The organism is Coprococcus sp. HCN-4056 (assembly GCF_037892645.1).
Taxonomy (GTDB): Bacteria; Bacillota; Clostridia; order Lachnospirales; family Lachnospiraceae; genus Coprococcus; species Coprococcus ammoniilyticus.
In genome coordinates this window covers 152,451-167,507 of the sequence record NZ_JBBKBL010000006.1, presented here as the reverse complement: position 1 = coordinate 167,507, position 15,057 = coordinate 152,451, and the positions used below count along the sequence as shown (strand labels likewise).

Sequence of the window (15,057 nt, the reverse complement as noted above, 5' to 3'; positions counted from 1 at the left end):
AGGTGGACTATCATATGAAGAAAAAAGAAAAGAAATATTATGGAAAAAAGAAGAAGTTTTATTCCTTCTTTTTAAAGATTTTTATTCCGTTTATTATTGTAACATCGATACTCGGGGGTATCATTACAGCATTTTTAAACCTGACATTTCAGAATGACATATCAAACAGTGTGCGGGCAGCAGAGAATACCATCCGTCAGACAGGCGTAAAATATTGGAATATTTATCAGACGGAGCTTGAAGAACAGAAAGACGCAGATTACGAGTTTCAGACACCATATGATCATTATATTGGAAATATGATATATTTGAATGATCTGTCAATGGCGGTGTTAAATGACAGCGAGCTGGTCAGCATGCAGGGATTTATTCATCTGTATCAGAAGGATGATGCCGGTAATCTGACAGAGATTACGGACCAGAAAGATAAGGTATTCCTCCAGATCAATGATACATCTGAGAACAAATATATGTTGTATTGTGATAATGATATATTTGGAACTGCTGTTCCTGAAATGAAGGATATGTCTGCGGATTTTTCATTTGATAAAATGAATGAGGTCTATGTGTCAGGAATGCAGTTTTATCCGGCTTCCTATACCTGTTTTGCAGATGGGGAGGAACAGGAAAGAACGGTATCAGAGATACCGGATGGTTATGTGAAGCTGGATCAGAGTTCGGGATTTACCATTCCGCATGGAGTCGTTGGCTGTATACCAATATCGTTAAAGGTTGATCGGTATACAGGTACGGATGAGATCGTGAATGATTATCGGAATAGTTCCAACTGGGAGTATGTGGAAGATACAGAAAAATGTGCATATGGTACACATGCAGTCTATGCATTCCCTATCAACAATGACAACACTGCTTTTGCAGTCATTGATTATCATTATAATATTGTAAAGTCACTGATGGGACATATGATCATTTACACATGGCTTGGGGTAGTGCTTGGAAGTGCATTGATCTCACTTCTGATCGCATATATAATGTACAGATCCTATAAATCAGCGTATGATATGGAGCAGTACAGACGAACAACTTCAAATGCGATGGCACATGATCTCAAAAGCCCGCTTGCCGTTATTTCTCTGTATGCCGAGAATTTGAAATCAGGAAAGAATCCGGAGAAGAACCAGTATTATATGGACGGGATATTAAATGAAGTAAAGGCAATGAATGAACAGGTTGCATCCATCCTTGATATGGCAAAGGCTGAGGATGTAAACACAGAGCTTCATAAGACTAAAGTTGATATTGGAAACATCATAAATACAGCAGCAGATGTATATGCGGAAACAATTAAAACTAAAAATATCAGGCTTGACATTCAGGGAAGCTGCCAGATCGAAGCAGACGAGGCTCTGATGTATCAGGCAGTTATGAATATGATGGATAATGCGGTTAAGTATGTTACAAAGGATGGAAAGATCACAGTTCAGATGAGCAATGAGCGCCTTTCCATTCAGAATACAAGTGAGCCGATTCCGGAAGATATTTTAAAGAATATCTGGAATCCATTTGTCAAAGGGGATAACAGCAGACATGGACACAAAGGAACCGGGCTTGGCTTATCCATTGTCAAAACCATCATGGATCGCCATGGATTTATTTGTGAGATGAAAAATGCAGGTGATGGTGTGGAAGTGAAGGTGGACTTTTAGATAAGTTAATGATAAGGAGTGCCGGCAATGACATTACAACAGTTAAAATATATGATAACAGTAGCGGATACAGGAACGATCACGGAAGCAGCAAATAAGCTGTATATCTCGCAGCCAAGTCTGACAAATGCGATCCATGAACTGGAAAAGGAAATGAATATCGTCATTTTCAACCGGACGAATAAGGGTATCAGTCTTTCAAAGGAAGGAGAGATATTCTTAGGATATGCAAGACAGGTTTTGGAACAGGCGGCTATTTTAGAAGATAAATATAAGGGAAATGATGGTGGTAAGAAACAGTTCTGTGTATCAACCCAGCATTATTCATTTGCCGTCAATGCATTTGTGGATCTGGTCAAGCAGTATGGACAGGATGAATATGATTTCAGCATACGGGAGACGCAGACTTATGAGATCATCGAAGACGTAGCAAGGATGAGAAGTGAGATCGGAATCTTATTCCTGAATGATTTTAATGAAGCAGTGCTGCGTAAGCTTCTGCGTTCGAATGATCTGGAATTTCATTTGCTGTTTGTAGCCAGACCGCATGTATTTATCAGCAGAAAACATCCGCTTGCCGGCAAGACGGTCATAACAAATGAAGAACTTGAGGACTATCCGTATCTGTCATTTGAACAGGGGGAGCATAATTCCTTTTATTTTTCAGAAGAGATTTTTTCATCCTTTGAGCGGAAACGGAATATCCGTGTCCGGGACAGAGCTACGTTGTTTAACCTGCTGATCGGTTTAAATGGCTATACCGTGTGCAGCGGTGTGATCGATAAGAAGCTGAATGGCAGAGACATCATAGCAGTTCCGCTTGCCGATGAGAGTGATATGCGGATCGGATATATCACGCATAAGAAAGGAATGATCAGCCGGTTGGGAAATACATATCTGGAGGCTCTGAAAAAATATCTGAGTCCGGAACCGCCCAGACGAAAACTGGAACATCGGGGACGCTTTAATGAACTTGGCAGAGATGGGGAAATGCTGACGGATGTTACAGGTAAGATAGATGAACATATAAAGAAGCTGAAATAAAATCGAAAAGGATTTTGTTTTGATATAGTTTGAAACTATGACAAACAGAATCCTTTTTGTATTATACAGATCTTGTTCGCTGCCATATAATAAGCGGGAAATCACGGCTGGGAAATAAGCAGAGTGGTTATTATAGAAATGATTTGAATTATATGGAGGATAAAGCAATGAGTCAGTTACAGACACCATTTCGTTATGATTATGTAGGAAGCTTTCTTCGCCCTGCAAAGTTAAAGAAGGCGAGAAGACAGTTTGATGAGGGAAATATCTCATACGATGAATTAAAGAAAGTAGAAGATGAAGCGATCACAGAGCTTATAACAAAGATAAAGGAATCAGGCTATCATGTTATTACAGATGGTGAATTCCGTCGTGCAACCTGGCATCTTGATTTTATGTGGGGATTTGATGGAATCGGACATACACCTACAAAGACAGGTCTTCCATTCCATGGTGAAGCAGCTATGGTCGATGATACTTATCTGGTTGGAAAAGTCGGCATATCCAAAGAGCATCCATTTGTAGAGCATTTTAAGTTCGTAAAACAGTTTGAAGATGAGAATACAGTAGCAAAACAGACAATGCCATCTCCTGCTCAGTTCCTTGCGCAGTTTACAATGCCATTCAACCGTGTGGAGACGGAGAAATACTACACATCCGATGCAGACCTGGTAAAGGATATTGTAGATGCATATGGAAAAGTGATCCAGGATCTGTACAATGCAGGATGTAGAAATATCCAGCTTGATGACTGTACCTGGGGCATGATGGCAGACAGAAGCGGACATCTTGCATACGGAACAACTGCTGAGGGCTTAAAGGAGATCCAGAAGATCCATAAGGATATCAATAATCAGGTAATCGCAAATGCACCAAAGGATCTGACAATCAATACACATGTATGTCGTGGTAATTTCCATTCTACTTATGCAAACAGCGGTGCTTATGATCCTGTAGCAGATATCCTGTTCGGAGAAGAAAATGTAAATGCATATTATCTGGAATTCGATGATGAGCGTTCCGGCGGATTTGCTCCGCTTGCAAAGGTTTCCGGTGATAAGAAGGTTGTGCTTGGTCTTATTACAACGAAGTCACCAAAGCTTGAAAATAAGGAAGAAGTAATTGCCCGTATAAAGGAAGCTGCAAATTATATTCCACTTGACAGATTATATCTCAGCCCACAGTGTGGATTTGCATCCTGTGAGATCGGTAATAAGCTGACCGAGAAAGAACAGTGGGATAAGCTTCGTCTTGTAAAAGAGATTGCAGAAGAAGTGTGGTAGAGCGATAATAAGAAATGTGACAGGTCACAGTTATGGGCTGGTCGAAAGACCCAGGTCCAACCAAAAGAACAGGCGGGGAAACTCCCCGCCGTTTTGTTTTTTTTTAAAACGATATATGTTTAAACAATGCAACTGCACATAACACGATAGCAAGTGGTACATAGAGGTAACGTCCAATGGAATACCAGAGTGTGCCACGATTTTTTTTGCTGCCGCAGTTGACAGCTTCGAGCAGTTCGTCCTTCTTCATGACATAGAACCATGAGACAGCACCGATGGTTGCGCCGATCGGGATGATGTAGATAGAAACAATATCCATCCAAGGTCCCCATTTGGAGATCGTCTCCATACCGATGCCACAGCCAAGGCATAACACACCGATGATGATCAGGACTGCGGTACGGCTGAGCTTCGGAAACTGGTGTAAGAGTGATTCGGCAACCGCCTCAAACATATTCTGAAGGGAGCTTACACCGGCGAAGATCATTGCTATATACAGGATGATCGCAAATAACCGTCCAAGTGGAATGTTCTGTAAGATGGTCGGCAGGGTAACAAAGAGAAGACTTGGACCTGCTCCGACATCAACGCCATAAGAGAAACATGCCGGGATAATGACCAGCGCTGCGACAACGGCAGCAATCGTATCAAAGATCGCAGTATGTCTGGCAACTCCGACAACATCTTCATCCTTTGACAGATAAGCGCCATAGACGATCATGCCGCTTCCCGTAACTGACAGGGAGAAGAATGCCTGTCCCATTGCCCAGATCCAGATCATAGGATCAGCAAGCTTTGACCAGTCCGGTGTGAACATGAACTTATATCCTTCTGCTGCGCCCGGAAGCATAGCAACACGGACTGCAAGGATCAGGAAAATGATGAAGAATAACGGCATCATGATCTTATTTGTCTTTTCTATACTATGCGCTCCAAAGAACAGGGTCAGGAGCGTTCCGGCTACCACGATAATGTGAAGTGGGATCACGGAGAACGGTTTAGATGAAAATGAATCAAACCAGGCTGCTGTATCTTCATGCATTAAAGTTCCGATCAGAGAATCAAGGAAGGCTTTTAAAATATAGGAAACGATGATAGCATAACCGATCGCGATACATAAGGAGCCCGCGAGTGGAAGCCAGCCAAGCAGTCCGCCGGCAGTACCGGCTTTTTTACCTCTTGTTTCCCATGCATGTTTATAAGCACCAAGTGTTCCCGTCCCGGCTTTTCGTCCGATCGCAAATTCGGTCGGAAGTGCCACATAGCTGAATATAAAGATAAAAAGCAGGTAGATCAGCAGAAATGCGCCGCCACCATTACTTCCCAATTTATTTGGAAATCCCCAGACATTTGCCATACCAACGGCAGAACCAACAGAAGCCAGAATGAACCCCCATCTGCTTCCAAAACTTTTCGTATTTTTATTACTCATAAACTAACCCTATCTATTTCTTTATTATATAGATGATTGCGTAATTCAGATTTATAAACTAGCATGAATGGTTTGACTTACCAAAACAGTGGCATCTAAGGACCGTTGCAGGACGAAACGAGCGGAAGCGTCCACTGGTTGGTAATGTCAGAATCATTTATGCATATTAGTAACTAATGCTTACGCAATTATCTATACGTGCCATACTGTTCCAGTTTAAAGGTTTACAGTCGAAAAAGCAACAAAAATATTATTCACCTATTGACATGGTAGGTGAATAGGAATATTATCTTTGTAGCATAATTTGGAAAGAGGGAGAAATACTATGGTCATCTCGTCAAAAGGACGGTATGCATTACGCGTTATGGTTTATCTGGCGGTAAATCATGATGGCAGTTTTATACCACTAAAAGAAATATCACAACACGAAGAGCTGTCACAGAAATATCTGGAAAGTATCACCCGGATGCTGTCAAAAGCACATCTGATCGAAGCGGCAAGCGGACATGGAGGTGGCTATCGTCTGACCAGAGAACCGGAGGAATACAGTGTGGGAGAGATCCTCAAACTGACCGAAGGAACCCTTGCACCGGTATCCTGCCTGAAGGATGATTCAGTACCGTGTGACCGGTCGGAATTATGTTATACATTACCGATCTGGCAAGGACTTGCCGATCTGATCAATAATTATTTTGATAATATGACACTTGCCGATGTGGCAGGAAAAGCCGGACAAACAGTGAAAGAATAGATGAATATACAGGAGGCACGAATATGTCAGAGAAACAGTTATTAAATGTAAAGAATTTGTATGTAGATGTAGAGGAGAAGCAGATCCTTCACGGTGTAGATCTATCAATCGGAAAGGGTGAGACACACGTTCTCATGGGACCAAACGGAACAGGTAAATCAACACTTGGCTATGCACTCATGGGAAATCCAAGATACACCATAAAGAGCGGAGAGATCTGGTTTCAGGGTAAAAATATTACAGAGGCGCCTGTCAATGAGCGGGCGAAAGCAGGAATCTTCCTGTCCTTCCAGAATCCATTAGAGGTTCCGGGTGTGACTTTAAGTTCATTTATCAGAAATGCATTGGAGCAGAAGACAGGAAAAAGACAGCGTTTATATGATTTCAAAAAAGAGTTGGAGCGTACAATGGAGATCCTTCAGATGGATCCATCCTATGCAGAGCGTGATCTGAATGTCGGATTTTCCGGTGGTGAGAAAAAGAAGGCAGAGATCTTACAGCTCCTGATGCTGAAGCCTTCACTTGCAATCCTTGATGAGACAGATTCCGGTCTGGACGTTGATGCTGTAAGAACAGTATCTGCCGGTATCGAAGAATACCAGAAGAATTGCAAGGGCAGTCTTCTGATCATTACCCATAGCACAAAGATTCTGGAGTCCTTATCTGTTGATCATACACACGTTATGGTAGAAGGTAAGATCATACAGACCGGTGATGCATCTCTGGTAGAGGAGATCAATCGGAATGGATTTGCAAAATATGAGAAGACAGAGCAGAATCAGTAGTCTTTGAAAGGAGCATCCGATAGATATGAAAGAAAAAACATATGTAGAAGACATAGACAGAAATATATATGACTTCAAAGATGATGAAAAAGATGCTTATAAGATCAAGGCAGGACTGACGCCAGAGATCGTTGAGCAGCTTTCGAAAGAGAAACATGATCCGGCATGGATGCAGACCTTCCGTCTGGAATCCCTGCAGATCTATAATAATATGGAAGTGCCGGACTGGGGACCATCGATTGAAGGTCTGAATATGGACAACATCGTAACCTATGTCAGACCAAATACAAATATGAAAGCAAAATGGTCTGATGTGCCGGAAGATATCAAGAATACATTTGAACGACTGGGCATCCCACAGGCAGAGAGAAAATCTCTTGCAGGTGTCGGAGCACAGTATGATTCCGAGCTGGTATACCACAATGTCCGTCAGGAGGTAGCTGAAAAGGGCGTTGTATATACTGATATGGAGAGTGCATTAAATGGCGAATATGCAGATATGGTAAGAAAGCATTTTATGAAGCTGGTTCGTCCCAATGACCACAAGTTCGCAGCCCTTCATGGCGCTGTTTGGTCAGGCGGTTCCTTTGTATATGTACCAAAGGGCGTATCCGTAGAGATCCCATTGCAGTCTTATTTCCGTCTGAATGCACCGGGAGCCGGACAGTTTGAACATACACTGATCATTGTAGATGAGGGTGCGGATCTTCATTTCATCGAAGGCTGTTCTGCACCAAAGTATAACGTGGCAAATCTCCATGCCGGATGCGTGGAATTATTTGTCGGTAAGAATGCAAAGCTTCGTTATTCTACGATCGAGAACTGGTCAAAGAATATGTATAATCTGAATACAAAACGTGCAGTTGTAGAAGAAGGCGGAACGATCGAATGGGTTTCCGGTTCCTTCGGATCTCACGTATCCTACCTGTATCCAATGAGTATCCTGAAAGGCAAGGGTGCGAAGATGGAATTTACCGGTATCACATTTGCCGGAAAAGGACAGAATCTGGATACCGGAGCAAAGGTTGTTCACAGCGCACCGGATACCAGTTCTTATATTAATACAAGATCTATTTCAAAGGATGGCGGTATCAGTACTTTCCGTTCTTCCGTTGTAGTAGCAAAGGAAGCAGAGAATGCCAAGGCAGCAGTATCCTGTCAGTCGCTGATGCTGGATTCTATTTCAAGATCCGATACGATTCCGGCGATGGACATCCGTACCAGAAAGGCAAATGTCGGACATGAGGCACAGATCGGCAGTATTAGTGATGATGCGGTATTCTATCTGATGTCCCGTGGTATGAGCGAGGAAGATGCAAGAGCTTGTATCGTCAGTGGATTTGCGGACAATGTATCAAAGGAGCTTCCGCTGGAATACGCTTTGGAAATGAACAATCTGATCCGTCTGGAAATGAAGGGCAGTATAGGTTAGGAGGAAATGAGCAATGGACAAGAATACGATTAATATTAATAAACTTCCATCCAAAACATGGTACTGGCTTCATATGAATGATACAAAGGTTTCATGGAATCCGGAGATAGCACCATGTAAGGTGACGGTAGAGGAAGCATTTGAGGATAAAGAGACAAACAGCCTGATATCCGGGGGTGTAGCAGAATTTGCCACAGTTGAGAGTGGAGCAGGAAGAGAGGCTGATCCGATCTTTGCAGATGCGCAGACAGAAAAAACAGTTCTGACTGCTTCGGACAAAGACGCGAAGGCAACAATCCGTCTGGCTGTTGATGGAACGACAGTAGCGTCTGCGGCAGGTGCATGTTATCTGACGGCAGAAGAAGGTACGGATACAACCATAATTGAGACATTTACAAAGAAAAGTGCGCAGGCAGGTTCACTGGCATATCGTACGATGATACAGGCAAAGAAAGACAGCCGTGTTCGTCTGGTACAGGTATTTATGCAGGATGAAGAACAGACTCTGTTAAATGATATCGGTTGTGTCTGCGATGAAAATGCAAAGTTCGATATCCTTCAGATCTTTATCGGAAAAGGTGATCTCTATAACGGAATCCGTACAGATCTTAAGGGTACAGGAGCAGATACACAGGTCGAGATCGGCTACCTTGGACAGAAGACACAGAAGATTGATGTGAACCTGATCATAAATCACTTCGGTAAGAAGACGAATTGTGAGATCCAGGTAGATGGAACCTTAAAGGATGCAGCAGAGAAAGTATTTCGTGGAACGATCGATTTCAAGAACGGCGCATCCGAATCCACAGGCGCAGAGACAGAAAATGTACTCCTGCTTGGTGATGATGTGATCAATAAGACGATCCCGATCATTCTCTGTGCAGAGGAGGATGTAGAAGGTTCTCACGGTGCAACGATCGGTGAACTGGATGAGGAGACATTATTTTATTTTGAATCAAGAGGCATCGACAAGGAGACTGCGGAGGATATCATGACCCGCGGCAAATTCGAGATGTTATATCGCCACATAGGAGATGAGCAGACACAGAAGCTGGTAGAAGCACAGCTTGCGGAGGTAATGGCAGATGATAGAGAAGAATTATAAAGAGGATTTTCCGTTATTACAGACAAATAAAACCATTTATATAGACAATGCAGCTACAGCACAGAAGCCGGCAGTTGTAATTGAAGCAGAGAAGCGATTTTATGAAGAAAGCAATGCAAATCCGCTTCGTGGTTTCTATCCGCTGAGCCTTGCAGCAACAGAAGCATATGAAGATGCCAGAAAAGTTGTGCGTGATTTTATTCATGCAGATTCTGAAAAAGAAATCATCTTTACAAGAAATACAACAGAGAGTCTGAACCTTGTTGCATACAGCTATGCATGCAGTCATTTGAAAGCAGGAGATGAGATCGCAGTCAGCATCATGGAGCATCACAGCAACATTCTCCCATGGCAGATGGCAGCGAGAATGACAGGTGCAACGGTCCGGTATCTGAACTGTGAGAAGGACGGTACTTTGACAGATGAGACACTTGCAGCAGGAATCAATGAGAAGACAAAGCTTGTAGCGATCGGACAGGTATCCAATGTTCTCGGTTGTGTGAATCCGATCAAGAAGATCGCAAAGCTTGCACATGCGGTCGGCGCGGTTATTGTAGTAGATGCGGCACAGAGCGCACCGCATATGCCGATCGATGTCAAAGATCTGGATGCGGATTTTCTTGCATTTTCCGGTCATAAGCTGATGGGACCGATGGGTATCGGCGTGTTATATGGAAAAGAAGCATTACTGGAAGAGATGCCGCCATTTATGACAGGTGGCGAGATGATCCAGTCCGTAACGACAGAAGGAGCGGTATGGGCTGAGCTTCCGCATAAGTTCGAGGCAGGAACTGTAAATGCAGCCGGTGCAGCCGGACTTGCAGCCGCAATTTCATATATTAATAAGATTGGATTTGAGACGATCGAGCAGAGAGAACTGGAACTGACCCGACATGCGATGGAAGGACTTGCAAAGATTCCGCATGTTCATGTGATCGGCTCAGAAGATCCTGCAAACCATACCGGTATTGTGGCATTTACGATCGACAATGTACATCCACATGATGTCAGTGAGATCATGGCAGCAGATGGTATCGATGTTCGTGCCGGACACCATTGTGCACAGCCATTGCTTACTTATCTGAAGGTGTATAATACAACAAGAGCCAGCTTTATGTTCTACAATACGATAGAAGAAGTCGATGCATTTGTAGAGAGTGTTGCAAATGTCAGAAGGAGAATGGGATATGGAGAATAGAAGTTTTTATAATGAGATTCTGACGGAACACAATATCCGACCGGAATTCAAGCATGATCTTCCGGATGCGAACATTGTACTGGAAGGTGTAAACCCGAATTGTGGGGATGATATTTGGTTGAAATTAAAAGTAGAAAACGGAATCATCGAAGACGGAGCATTTGTCGGAGACGGTTGTGCGATCTCACAGGCGTCCGCTGATATCATGCTTGGCATGATCGTCGGAAAGACCGAGGAAGAAGCGTTGAAGCTTGGAAAACTTTTCTTAAAGATGATACAGGGCGAAGCGACCGATGAAGAGATCGATGAACTGGAAGAGGCCTCCGCCTTAAAAGATATCTCCCATATGCCTGCCCGTGTAAAATGCGCAGTCCTTGGCTGGCATACCCTGGAGGAAGCATTAAAAAAATAAACGAAAAACAGCTACTGTCATATGTCAGACGACATAGATAGTAGCTGTTTTAAAGTTCTCAGTTATTCGCGCTGGTGTAGGTTTGCACATATTAATATATGAAGTTAAAGCCATTAAAGTGGATATAAATAAAAGATGATAGATATTTTTGTGAAGCAAACCTATTCACGCTGTGTAACTTCGAACTAACCTCGGCGGAGCCTCACTAAGTTCTCAGTTATTCACGTCGGTCCTTAGCGATCCGCATAAGCGGGAGCTTAGTACCGTTACGTGAAAATAGAGCGAGAGCGTTTTGCGTAACAAAGAGTATCTATCATCTTTTATTTATAATGCCAAGTCAGTCTATAATACTTTCGAAAGGAAATCCTTTAGTCGAGGATTCTTTGGATTGCCAAAGAATTCTTCCGGCGTGCCGGTTTCAAGAATCTGTCCTTCATCGATGAAGAGGACTTTATTGGCAACCTCCTTTGCAAATCCCATTTCATGAGTAACCACGATCATGGTCATTCCCTCTTTTGCAAGATCCTTCATTAGGTCGAGAACTTCTCCAACCATTTCAGGATCAAGAGCAGAAGTCGGTTCATCGAATAAGATCACATCCGGATTCATAGCAAGCGCACGGATAATGGCAACTCGCTGTTTCTGACCACCGGATAAAGTAGAAGGATATACATCTGCTTTATCTTCCAGACCGATCCGTTTCAGAAGTTCTTCTGCCTTTGCTCTTGCCTCGGAAACGATCTGAGATTTACTTGTTGTAATCTCTATTTTCTCCTGCTTTTCTTTGCGGAACAGGTTCGTAAGTGGAAGCATACGATTATGACGCTTCGCTTTTTTCAGATCCTGACAACGCACCAGTACAGGAGCAAGCATGATATTCTGAATAACGGTTTTGTTGTTATACAGATTAAAATGCTGGAATACCATTCCCATATGACGACGGTGGATATTGATATCAACCTTCGGGTCTGCAATATCGACACCATTGAAGATGATCTGACCGCCTGTTGGGTCTTCCATACAATTTAAACAGCGAAGAAATGTACTTTTACCAGAACCTGAAGGACCGATTACAACCATTATATCGCCTTTATCGATTGTGACATTGATGCCTCGTAAAACTTCATTGTCACCAAAGTGTTTTTCAAGATTAATGACGTCTATCACTCTTTCTCAGGCTCCTTTCCATAAGTTTGATACCAAGGCTGATCAGAAGCACCATCACAATGTAGATCAGTGCCATAACCAGATATGGGATCATGAATTCGTAGCTGTTACTACCAATATAGTTAAATGCTACATATAAGTCAGTAGCACCAACAAAGCTTACAACAGATGTTTCCTTGATCAGAGATATAAATTCATTTCCCAGAGTAGGAAGGATGTTTTTAACTGCCTGAGGGATCACAATCTTGCGCATGGTCGTCGCAAAGCTAAGTCCCATGGCACGGCCACCCTCCATCTGTCCGGGATCAACAGAAAGGATACCGCTTCGCATGATTTCGGAAATATAAGCACCACTGTTTAGACCAAATACAAGCATTGATACCTGTACACCGCTCATATGACCTCCTACGATAGGGAGCAGAACATAGTAAAACAGCAGTAACTGCACGACCATAGGAGTTCCACGGAAGAATCCGACATAGACGCTGCAGATCGCATCTAAAACCCGTGGCAGCCGTTTATATTTTGGAATGACGCGGACAGTTGCAATAATGGTTCCGATCAAAATACCTATGATCAGACCGGTTATGGCGATGATAACGGTATTCTTAAGACCCTCAACAACCTTTACATATCCTTTGTTATCAATGAATATTTCTATGAACTTTTGTATTTTACTTGAAATGTCTCCCATGAAATATCCTTTCAATATCATTTATTTTCTTTACGCGAGGAACGCGTGATTCTTATAGCATATTTTTACTGCATAGCATTTAATGATTTTGTAATGGCAGCAGCAGGAGCAGAATCAATAATAACATAATTTAAGTTACCATTTAACAGATCCTGAACTGCAAGAGAACCGTTCTTGTAACCGGTAGATGTCATCTTAAGACCAGCGAATCCCCAGTCATCATCACCTTCGCAGTAGAACTGTCCGGTTGTACCTGTCTGGAAACCAATCTTGCTGCTTGAATCCTTAGCGTTAAGGATTGCATTTACATCATCGGCAGTCTTACATTCGTCAAATTCTGTGTTGTCTGATGGAACGATCAACTTCTGGGAAGCCTTGTAGTAAGAATCTGAGAAAGCTACATATTCTTCACGATCCGGCTTGATTGTAAGACCGGCCATAGCGATATCACATTTCTGCTGACCAACGGAGAGACATACAGCATCGAAATCCATGTTCTGGATAACCAGCTCCTTACCGAGCTTGTCAGCAAGTGCCTTAGCGATCTCCATATCGATTCCGTAGTAGTTCTCACCCTTTGTATACTCAAATGGTTCGAATGCAGCGTTTGTTGCTACAACTAACTGATCCTTGCTGGAATCTAATGTAGCTGATTCAACAGCAACAGGTTCGCCATCGCCGAAGTAGTGATTGCAGATCTCTTCAAAAGAACCATCTGCATTCATATCCTTGATAAATGCATTTACCTGATCCAGTAACTCCGGCTGAGTCTTATCTACACCGAAAGCATACTGCTCATCTGTCAGATCGATCTCGATAACTTTGGCTGTCTTCTTGTCGGATGACTTTTTGCTGTCATCGCTCTTGCTTCCGCAGGCTGTCAGAGAAGCCATAGCCAGAGCTGCGGACATCGTAATTGCTAAAAATTTTTTAAGTTTCATTTTCATTACTTCCTTTCATTCTTTTCTGAATAAATATACCATTGTGTTTTGAAAAATGCAATTTATATATGCAAAAAAATGCTGAAAATTACAGGTTTTATGCAGGTTTTATAAATGCTTTTCGTATTTTCCGCCAATATGCATACCTTCTTTTACGACAACAAAGGCGTGTTCATCGATGTTTTTCAGTCCGCGGCGGAGATGAACACATTCATATTTGGAAAGGATCGTAACGATCATATAAGTTGTTTCTTCGGTATAACCACCACGCGCCTCCCACCAGGTTGCATCCCGGTGAAATTCATTTACGATGTAATCAAGGATGGCTTCCGGTTCTTCTTTTGTATAGATCACAACTTCGGTATTGATGTTCTGCGTATGTGCTTTGTCAGTCATCAGAGTACTGACAGCGGAATAGATAATGCTGTATACGGCTGTCGGGATACCAAAAAGGATTGCACAGATGCCGTAGACAACAGCATTAACTGTCAAAGATACCTTTCCCACGCTGAAATTTTTGTATTTCTTGGTAAAGAACATACCGACGATATCCATACCGCCACTGGAGCCGCCGGAGCGTAAGGAGATACCGATTCCTGTACCGGCGAGAAGTCCACCCATAATGCTGGCAGTCAGGCTGTCATTGACCAGAGGTGTAGCCGGAATTGGAAATATACTTAAGAATATCGTCTGACTGATCAGGCAGACCAGTGTCCGGCTGAAGAAACTTTTGCCGATTGAGATATATGCCATGATAAATAAAGGTATATTTAAGATAAAGTTGATAATACCTGCGATATCGGTTCCTGATGCAAGCGATGGAAATACTTGGATCAGTAAGGTTCGTATGATCTGGCTGATACCAAGGACACCGCCGTTATACAGACTGGCGGGGACGATAAAGAAGTTGATTCCGGCGGCAAATAAAACCATGCCGCCGATCGCAGCAGCATTTCTTTGCCAGAGTGTTTTGTCTTTGAGATTCATATGCATGCCCTCCCTTATTAATGCTTGTACAGCTTGTGTAGATTATGAGCTTCAACCTGTTGATACTATCAAGACAGGAACGCTTTTGTAAATATTTATATGTAAAGTATAAAATATTTCCGGTAAAAAAGCATCTAAAATATAAGGAAGACTTGATCA

Annotated in this window: 14 protein-coding genes; 9 read left to right on the top strand and 5 right to left on the bottom strand. The window is 42.6% G+C overall.

Going from position 1 to position 15,057, the window contains the following annotated elements; translation table 11 throughout:
* Positions 1-14: 14 nt before the first annotated feature.
* The 3 genes from WKT03_RS10915 to WKT03_RS10905 all read left to right on the top strand — a co-directional run bounded on the left by WKT03_RS10915 (position 15) and on the right by WKT03_RS10905 (position 3,994).
* Positions 15-1,667 (top strand): ATP-binding protein, encoded by a 1,653-nt coding sequence (locus WKT03_RS10915; RefSeq protein ID WP_173788839.1) that lies wholly within the window; start codon positions 15-17, stop codon positions 1,665-1,667.
* A gap of 27 nt (positions 1,668-1,694) precedes the next feature.
* Positions 1,695-2,711 carry a LysR family transcriptional regulator gene (locus WKT03_RS10910; protein ID WP_173788840.1) on the top strand — a complete coding sequence of 339 codons (1,017 nt, stop codon included), beginning with the start codon at positions 1,695-1,697 and terminating at the stop codon, positions 2,709-2,711.
* Between the two features lie 167 nt (positions 2,712-2,878).
* Positions 2,879-3,994, top strand: coding sequence for a 5-methyltetrahydropteroyltriglutamate--homocysteine S-methyltransferase (locus tag WKT03_RS10905; RefSeq protein WP_173788841.1), 1,116 nt, complete (start codon positions 2,879-2,881; stop codon positions 3,992-3,994).
* Between the two features lie 103 nt (positions 3,995-4,097).
* Here the strand turns inward: WKT03_RS10905 and WKT03_RS10900 are convergent, their stop codons facing one another.
* Positions 4,098-5,426, bottom strand: a complete 1,329-nt coding sequence (locus WKT03_RS10900; RefSeq protein WP_173788842.1) for a sodium-dependent transporter — start codon at positions 5,424-5,426, stop codon at positions 4,098-4,100.
* Positions 5,427-5,751: 325 nt separating this feature from the next.
* On the opposite strand from WKT03_RS10900, the gene WKT03_RS10895 reads away from it, so the two are divergent.
* The 6 genes from WKT03_RS10895 to sufU are packed head-to-tail and all read left to right on the top strand — an operon-like array spanning position 5,752 to position 11,109.
* Positions 5,752-6,177, top strand: coding sequence for an RrF2 family transcriptional regulator (locus tag WKT03_RS10895; RefSeq protein ID WP_021943695.1), 426 nt, complete (start codon positions 5,752-5,754; stop codon positions 6,175-6,177).
* Between the two features lie 23 nt (positions 6,178-6,200).
* A complete protein-coding gene (sufC, locus tag WKT03_RS10890) occupies positions 6,201-6,962 on the top strand; it encodes a Fe-S cluster assembly ATPase SufC (RefSeq protein WP_008399954.1) in 762 nt (253 codons plus the stop codon).
* 25 nt (positions 6,963-6,987) lie between these two features.
* Entirely contained in the window at positions 6,988-8,394 is a 1,407-nt protein-coding gene (gene sufB / locus WKT03_RS10885; protein ID WP_021943693.1) for a Fe-S cluster assembly protein SufB, read from the top strand.
* 13 nt (positions 8,395-8,407) lie between these two features.
* On the top strand, positions 8,408-9,499 hold the full coding sequence (locus WKT03_RS10880) for a SufD family Fe-S cluster assembly protein (RefSeq protein WP_173788843.1): 1,092 nt from the start codon (positions 8,408-8,410) through the stop codon (positions 9,497-9,499).
* Positions 9,480-10,697 carry an aminotransferase class V-fold PLP-dependent enzyme gene (locus WKT03_RS10875; protein WP_173788844.1) on the top strand — a complete coding sequence of 406 codons (1,218 nt, stop codon included), beginning with the start codon at positions 9,480-9,482 and terminating at the stop codon, positions 10,695-10,697. Before WKT03_RS10880 ends, WKT03_RS10875 begins: the two co-directional genes overlap by 20 nt.
* Positions 10,687-11,109 (top strand): Fe-S cluster assembly sulfur transfer protein SufU, encoded by a 423-nt coding sequence (gene sufU, locus WKT03_RS10870; RefSeq protein ID WP_008399947.1) that lies wholly within the window; start codon positions 10,687-10,689, stop codon positions 11,107-11,109. The genes WKT03_RS10875 and sufU overlap by 11 nt, the downstream gene beginning before the upstream one ends.
* Before the next feature lie 342 nt (positions 11,110-11,451).
* On the opposite strand, the gene WKT03_RS10865 is transcribed toward sufU, so the two are convergent.
* The 4 genes from WKT03_RS10865 to WKT03_RS10850 form a co-directional block, all read right to left on the bottom strand.
* Entirely contained in the window at positions 11,452-12,276 is an 825-nt protein-coding gene (locus tag WKT03_RS10865; RefSeq protein WP_117785561.1) for an amino acid ABC transporter ATP-binding protein, read from the bottom strand.
* A complete protein-coding gene (locus tag WKT03_RS10860) occupies positions 12,260-12,970 on the bottom strand; it encodes an amino acid ABC transporter permease (protein WP_021943689.1) in 711 nt (236 codons plus the stop codon). Before WKT03_RS10860 ends, WKT03_RS10865 begins: the two co-directional genes overlap by 17 nt.
* Positions 12,971-13,035: 65 nt before the next feature.
* Positions 13,036-13,911 (bottom strand): transporter substrate-binding domain-containing protein, encoded by an 876-nt coding sequence (locus WKT03_RS10855; protein WP_117808309.1) that lies wholly within the window; start codon positions 13,909-13,911, stop codon positions 13,036-13,038.
* Between the two features lie 108 nt (positions 13,912-14,019).
* On the bottom strand, positions 14,020-14,898 hold the full coding sequence (locus tag WKT03_RS10850; protein WP_044944542.1) for a YitT family protein: 879 nt from the start codon (positions 14,896-14,898) through the stop codon (positions 14,020-14,022).
* Positions 14,899-15,057 lie beyond the last annotated feature (159 nt).

What these genes read in the sequence shown, in the direction of transcription:
- WKT03_RS10915 (WP_173788839.1), top strand. Translation starts at nt 15, where the DNA reads ATGAAGAAAAAAGAAAAGAAATATTATGGAAAAAAGAAGAAGTTTTAT.
- WKT03_RS10910 (WP_173788840.1), top strand. Translation starts at nt 1,695, where the DNA reads ATGACATTACAACAGTTAAAATATATGATAACAGTAGCGGATACAGGA.
- WKT03_RS10905 (WP_173788841.1), top strand. Translation starts at nt 2,879, where the DNA reads ATGAGTCAGTTACAGACACCATTTCGTTATGATTATGTAGGAAGCTTT.
- WKT03_RS10900 (WP_173788842.1), bottom strand. Translation starts at nt 5,426, where the DNA reads ATGAGTAATAAAAATACGAAAAGTTTTGGAAGCAGATGGGGGTTCATT.
- WKT03_RS10895 (WP_021943695.1), top strand. Translation starts at nt 5,752, where the DNA reads ATGGTCATCTCGTCAAAAGGACGGTATGCATTACGCGTTATGGTTTAT.
- sufC (WP_008399954.1), top strand. Translation starts at nt 6,201, where the DNA reads ATGTCAGAGAAACAGTTATTAAATGTAAAGAATTTGTATGTAGATGTA.
- sufB (WP_021943693.1), top strand. Translation starts at nt 6,988, where the DNA reads ATGAAAGAAAAAACATATGTAGAAGACATAGACAGAAATATATATGAC.
- WKT03_RS10880 (WP_173788843.1), top strand. Translation starts at nt 8,408, where the DNA reads ATGGACAAGAATACGATTAATATTAATAAACTTCCATCCAAAACATGG.
- WKT03_RS10875 (WP_173788844.1), top strand. Translation starts at nt 9,480, where the DNA reads ATGATAGAGAAGAATTATAAAGAGGATTTTCCGTTATTACAGACAAAT.
- sufU (WP_008399947.1), top strand. Translation starts at nt 10,687, where the DNA reads ATGGAGAATAGAAGTTTTTATAATGAGATTCTGACGGAACACAATATC.
- WKT03_RS10860 (WP_021943689.1), bottom strand. Translation starts at nt 12,970, where the DNA reads ATGGGAGACATTTCAAGTAAAATACAAAAGTTCATAGAAATATTCATT.
- WKT03_RS10855 (WP_117808309.1), bottom strand. Translation starts at nt 13,911, where the DNA reads ATGAAACTTAAAAAATTTTTAGCAATTACGATGTCCGCAGCTCTGGCT.
- WKT03_RS10850 (WP_044944542.1), bottom strand. Translation starts at nt 14,898, where the DNA reads ATGAATCTCAAAGACAAAACACTCTGGCAAAGAAATGCTGCTGCGATC.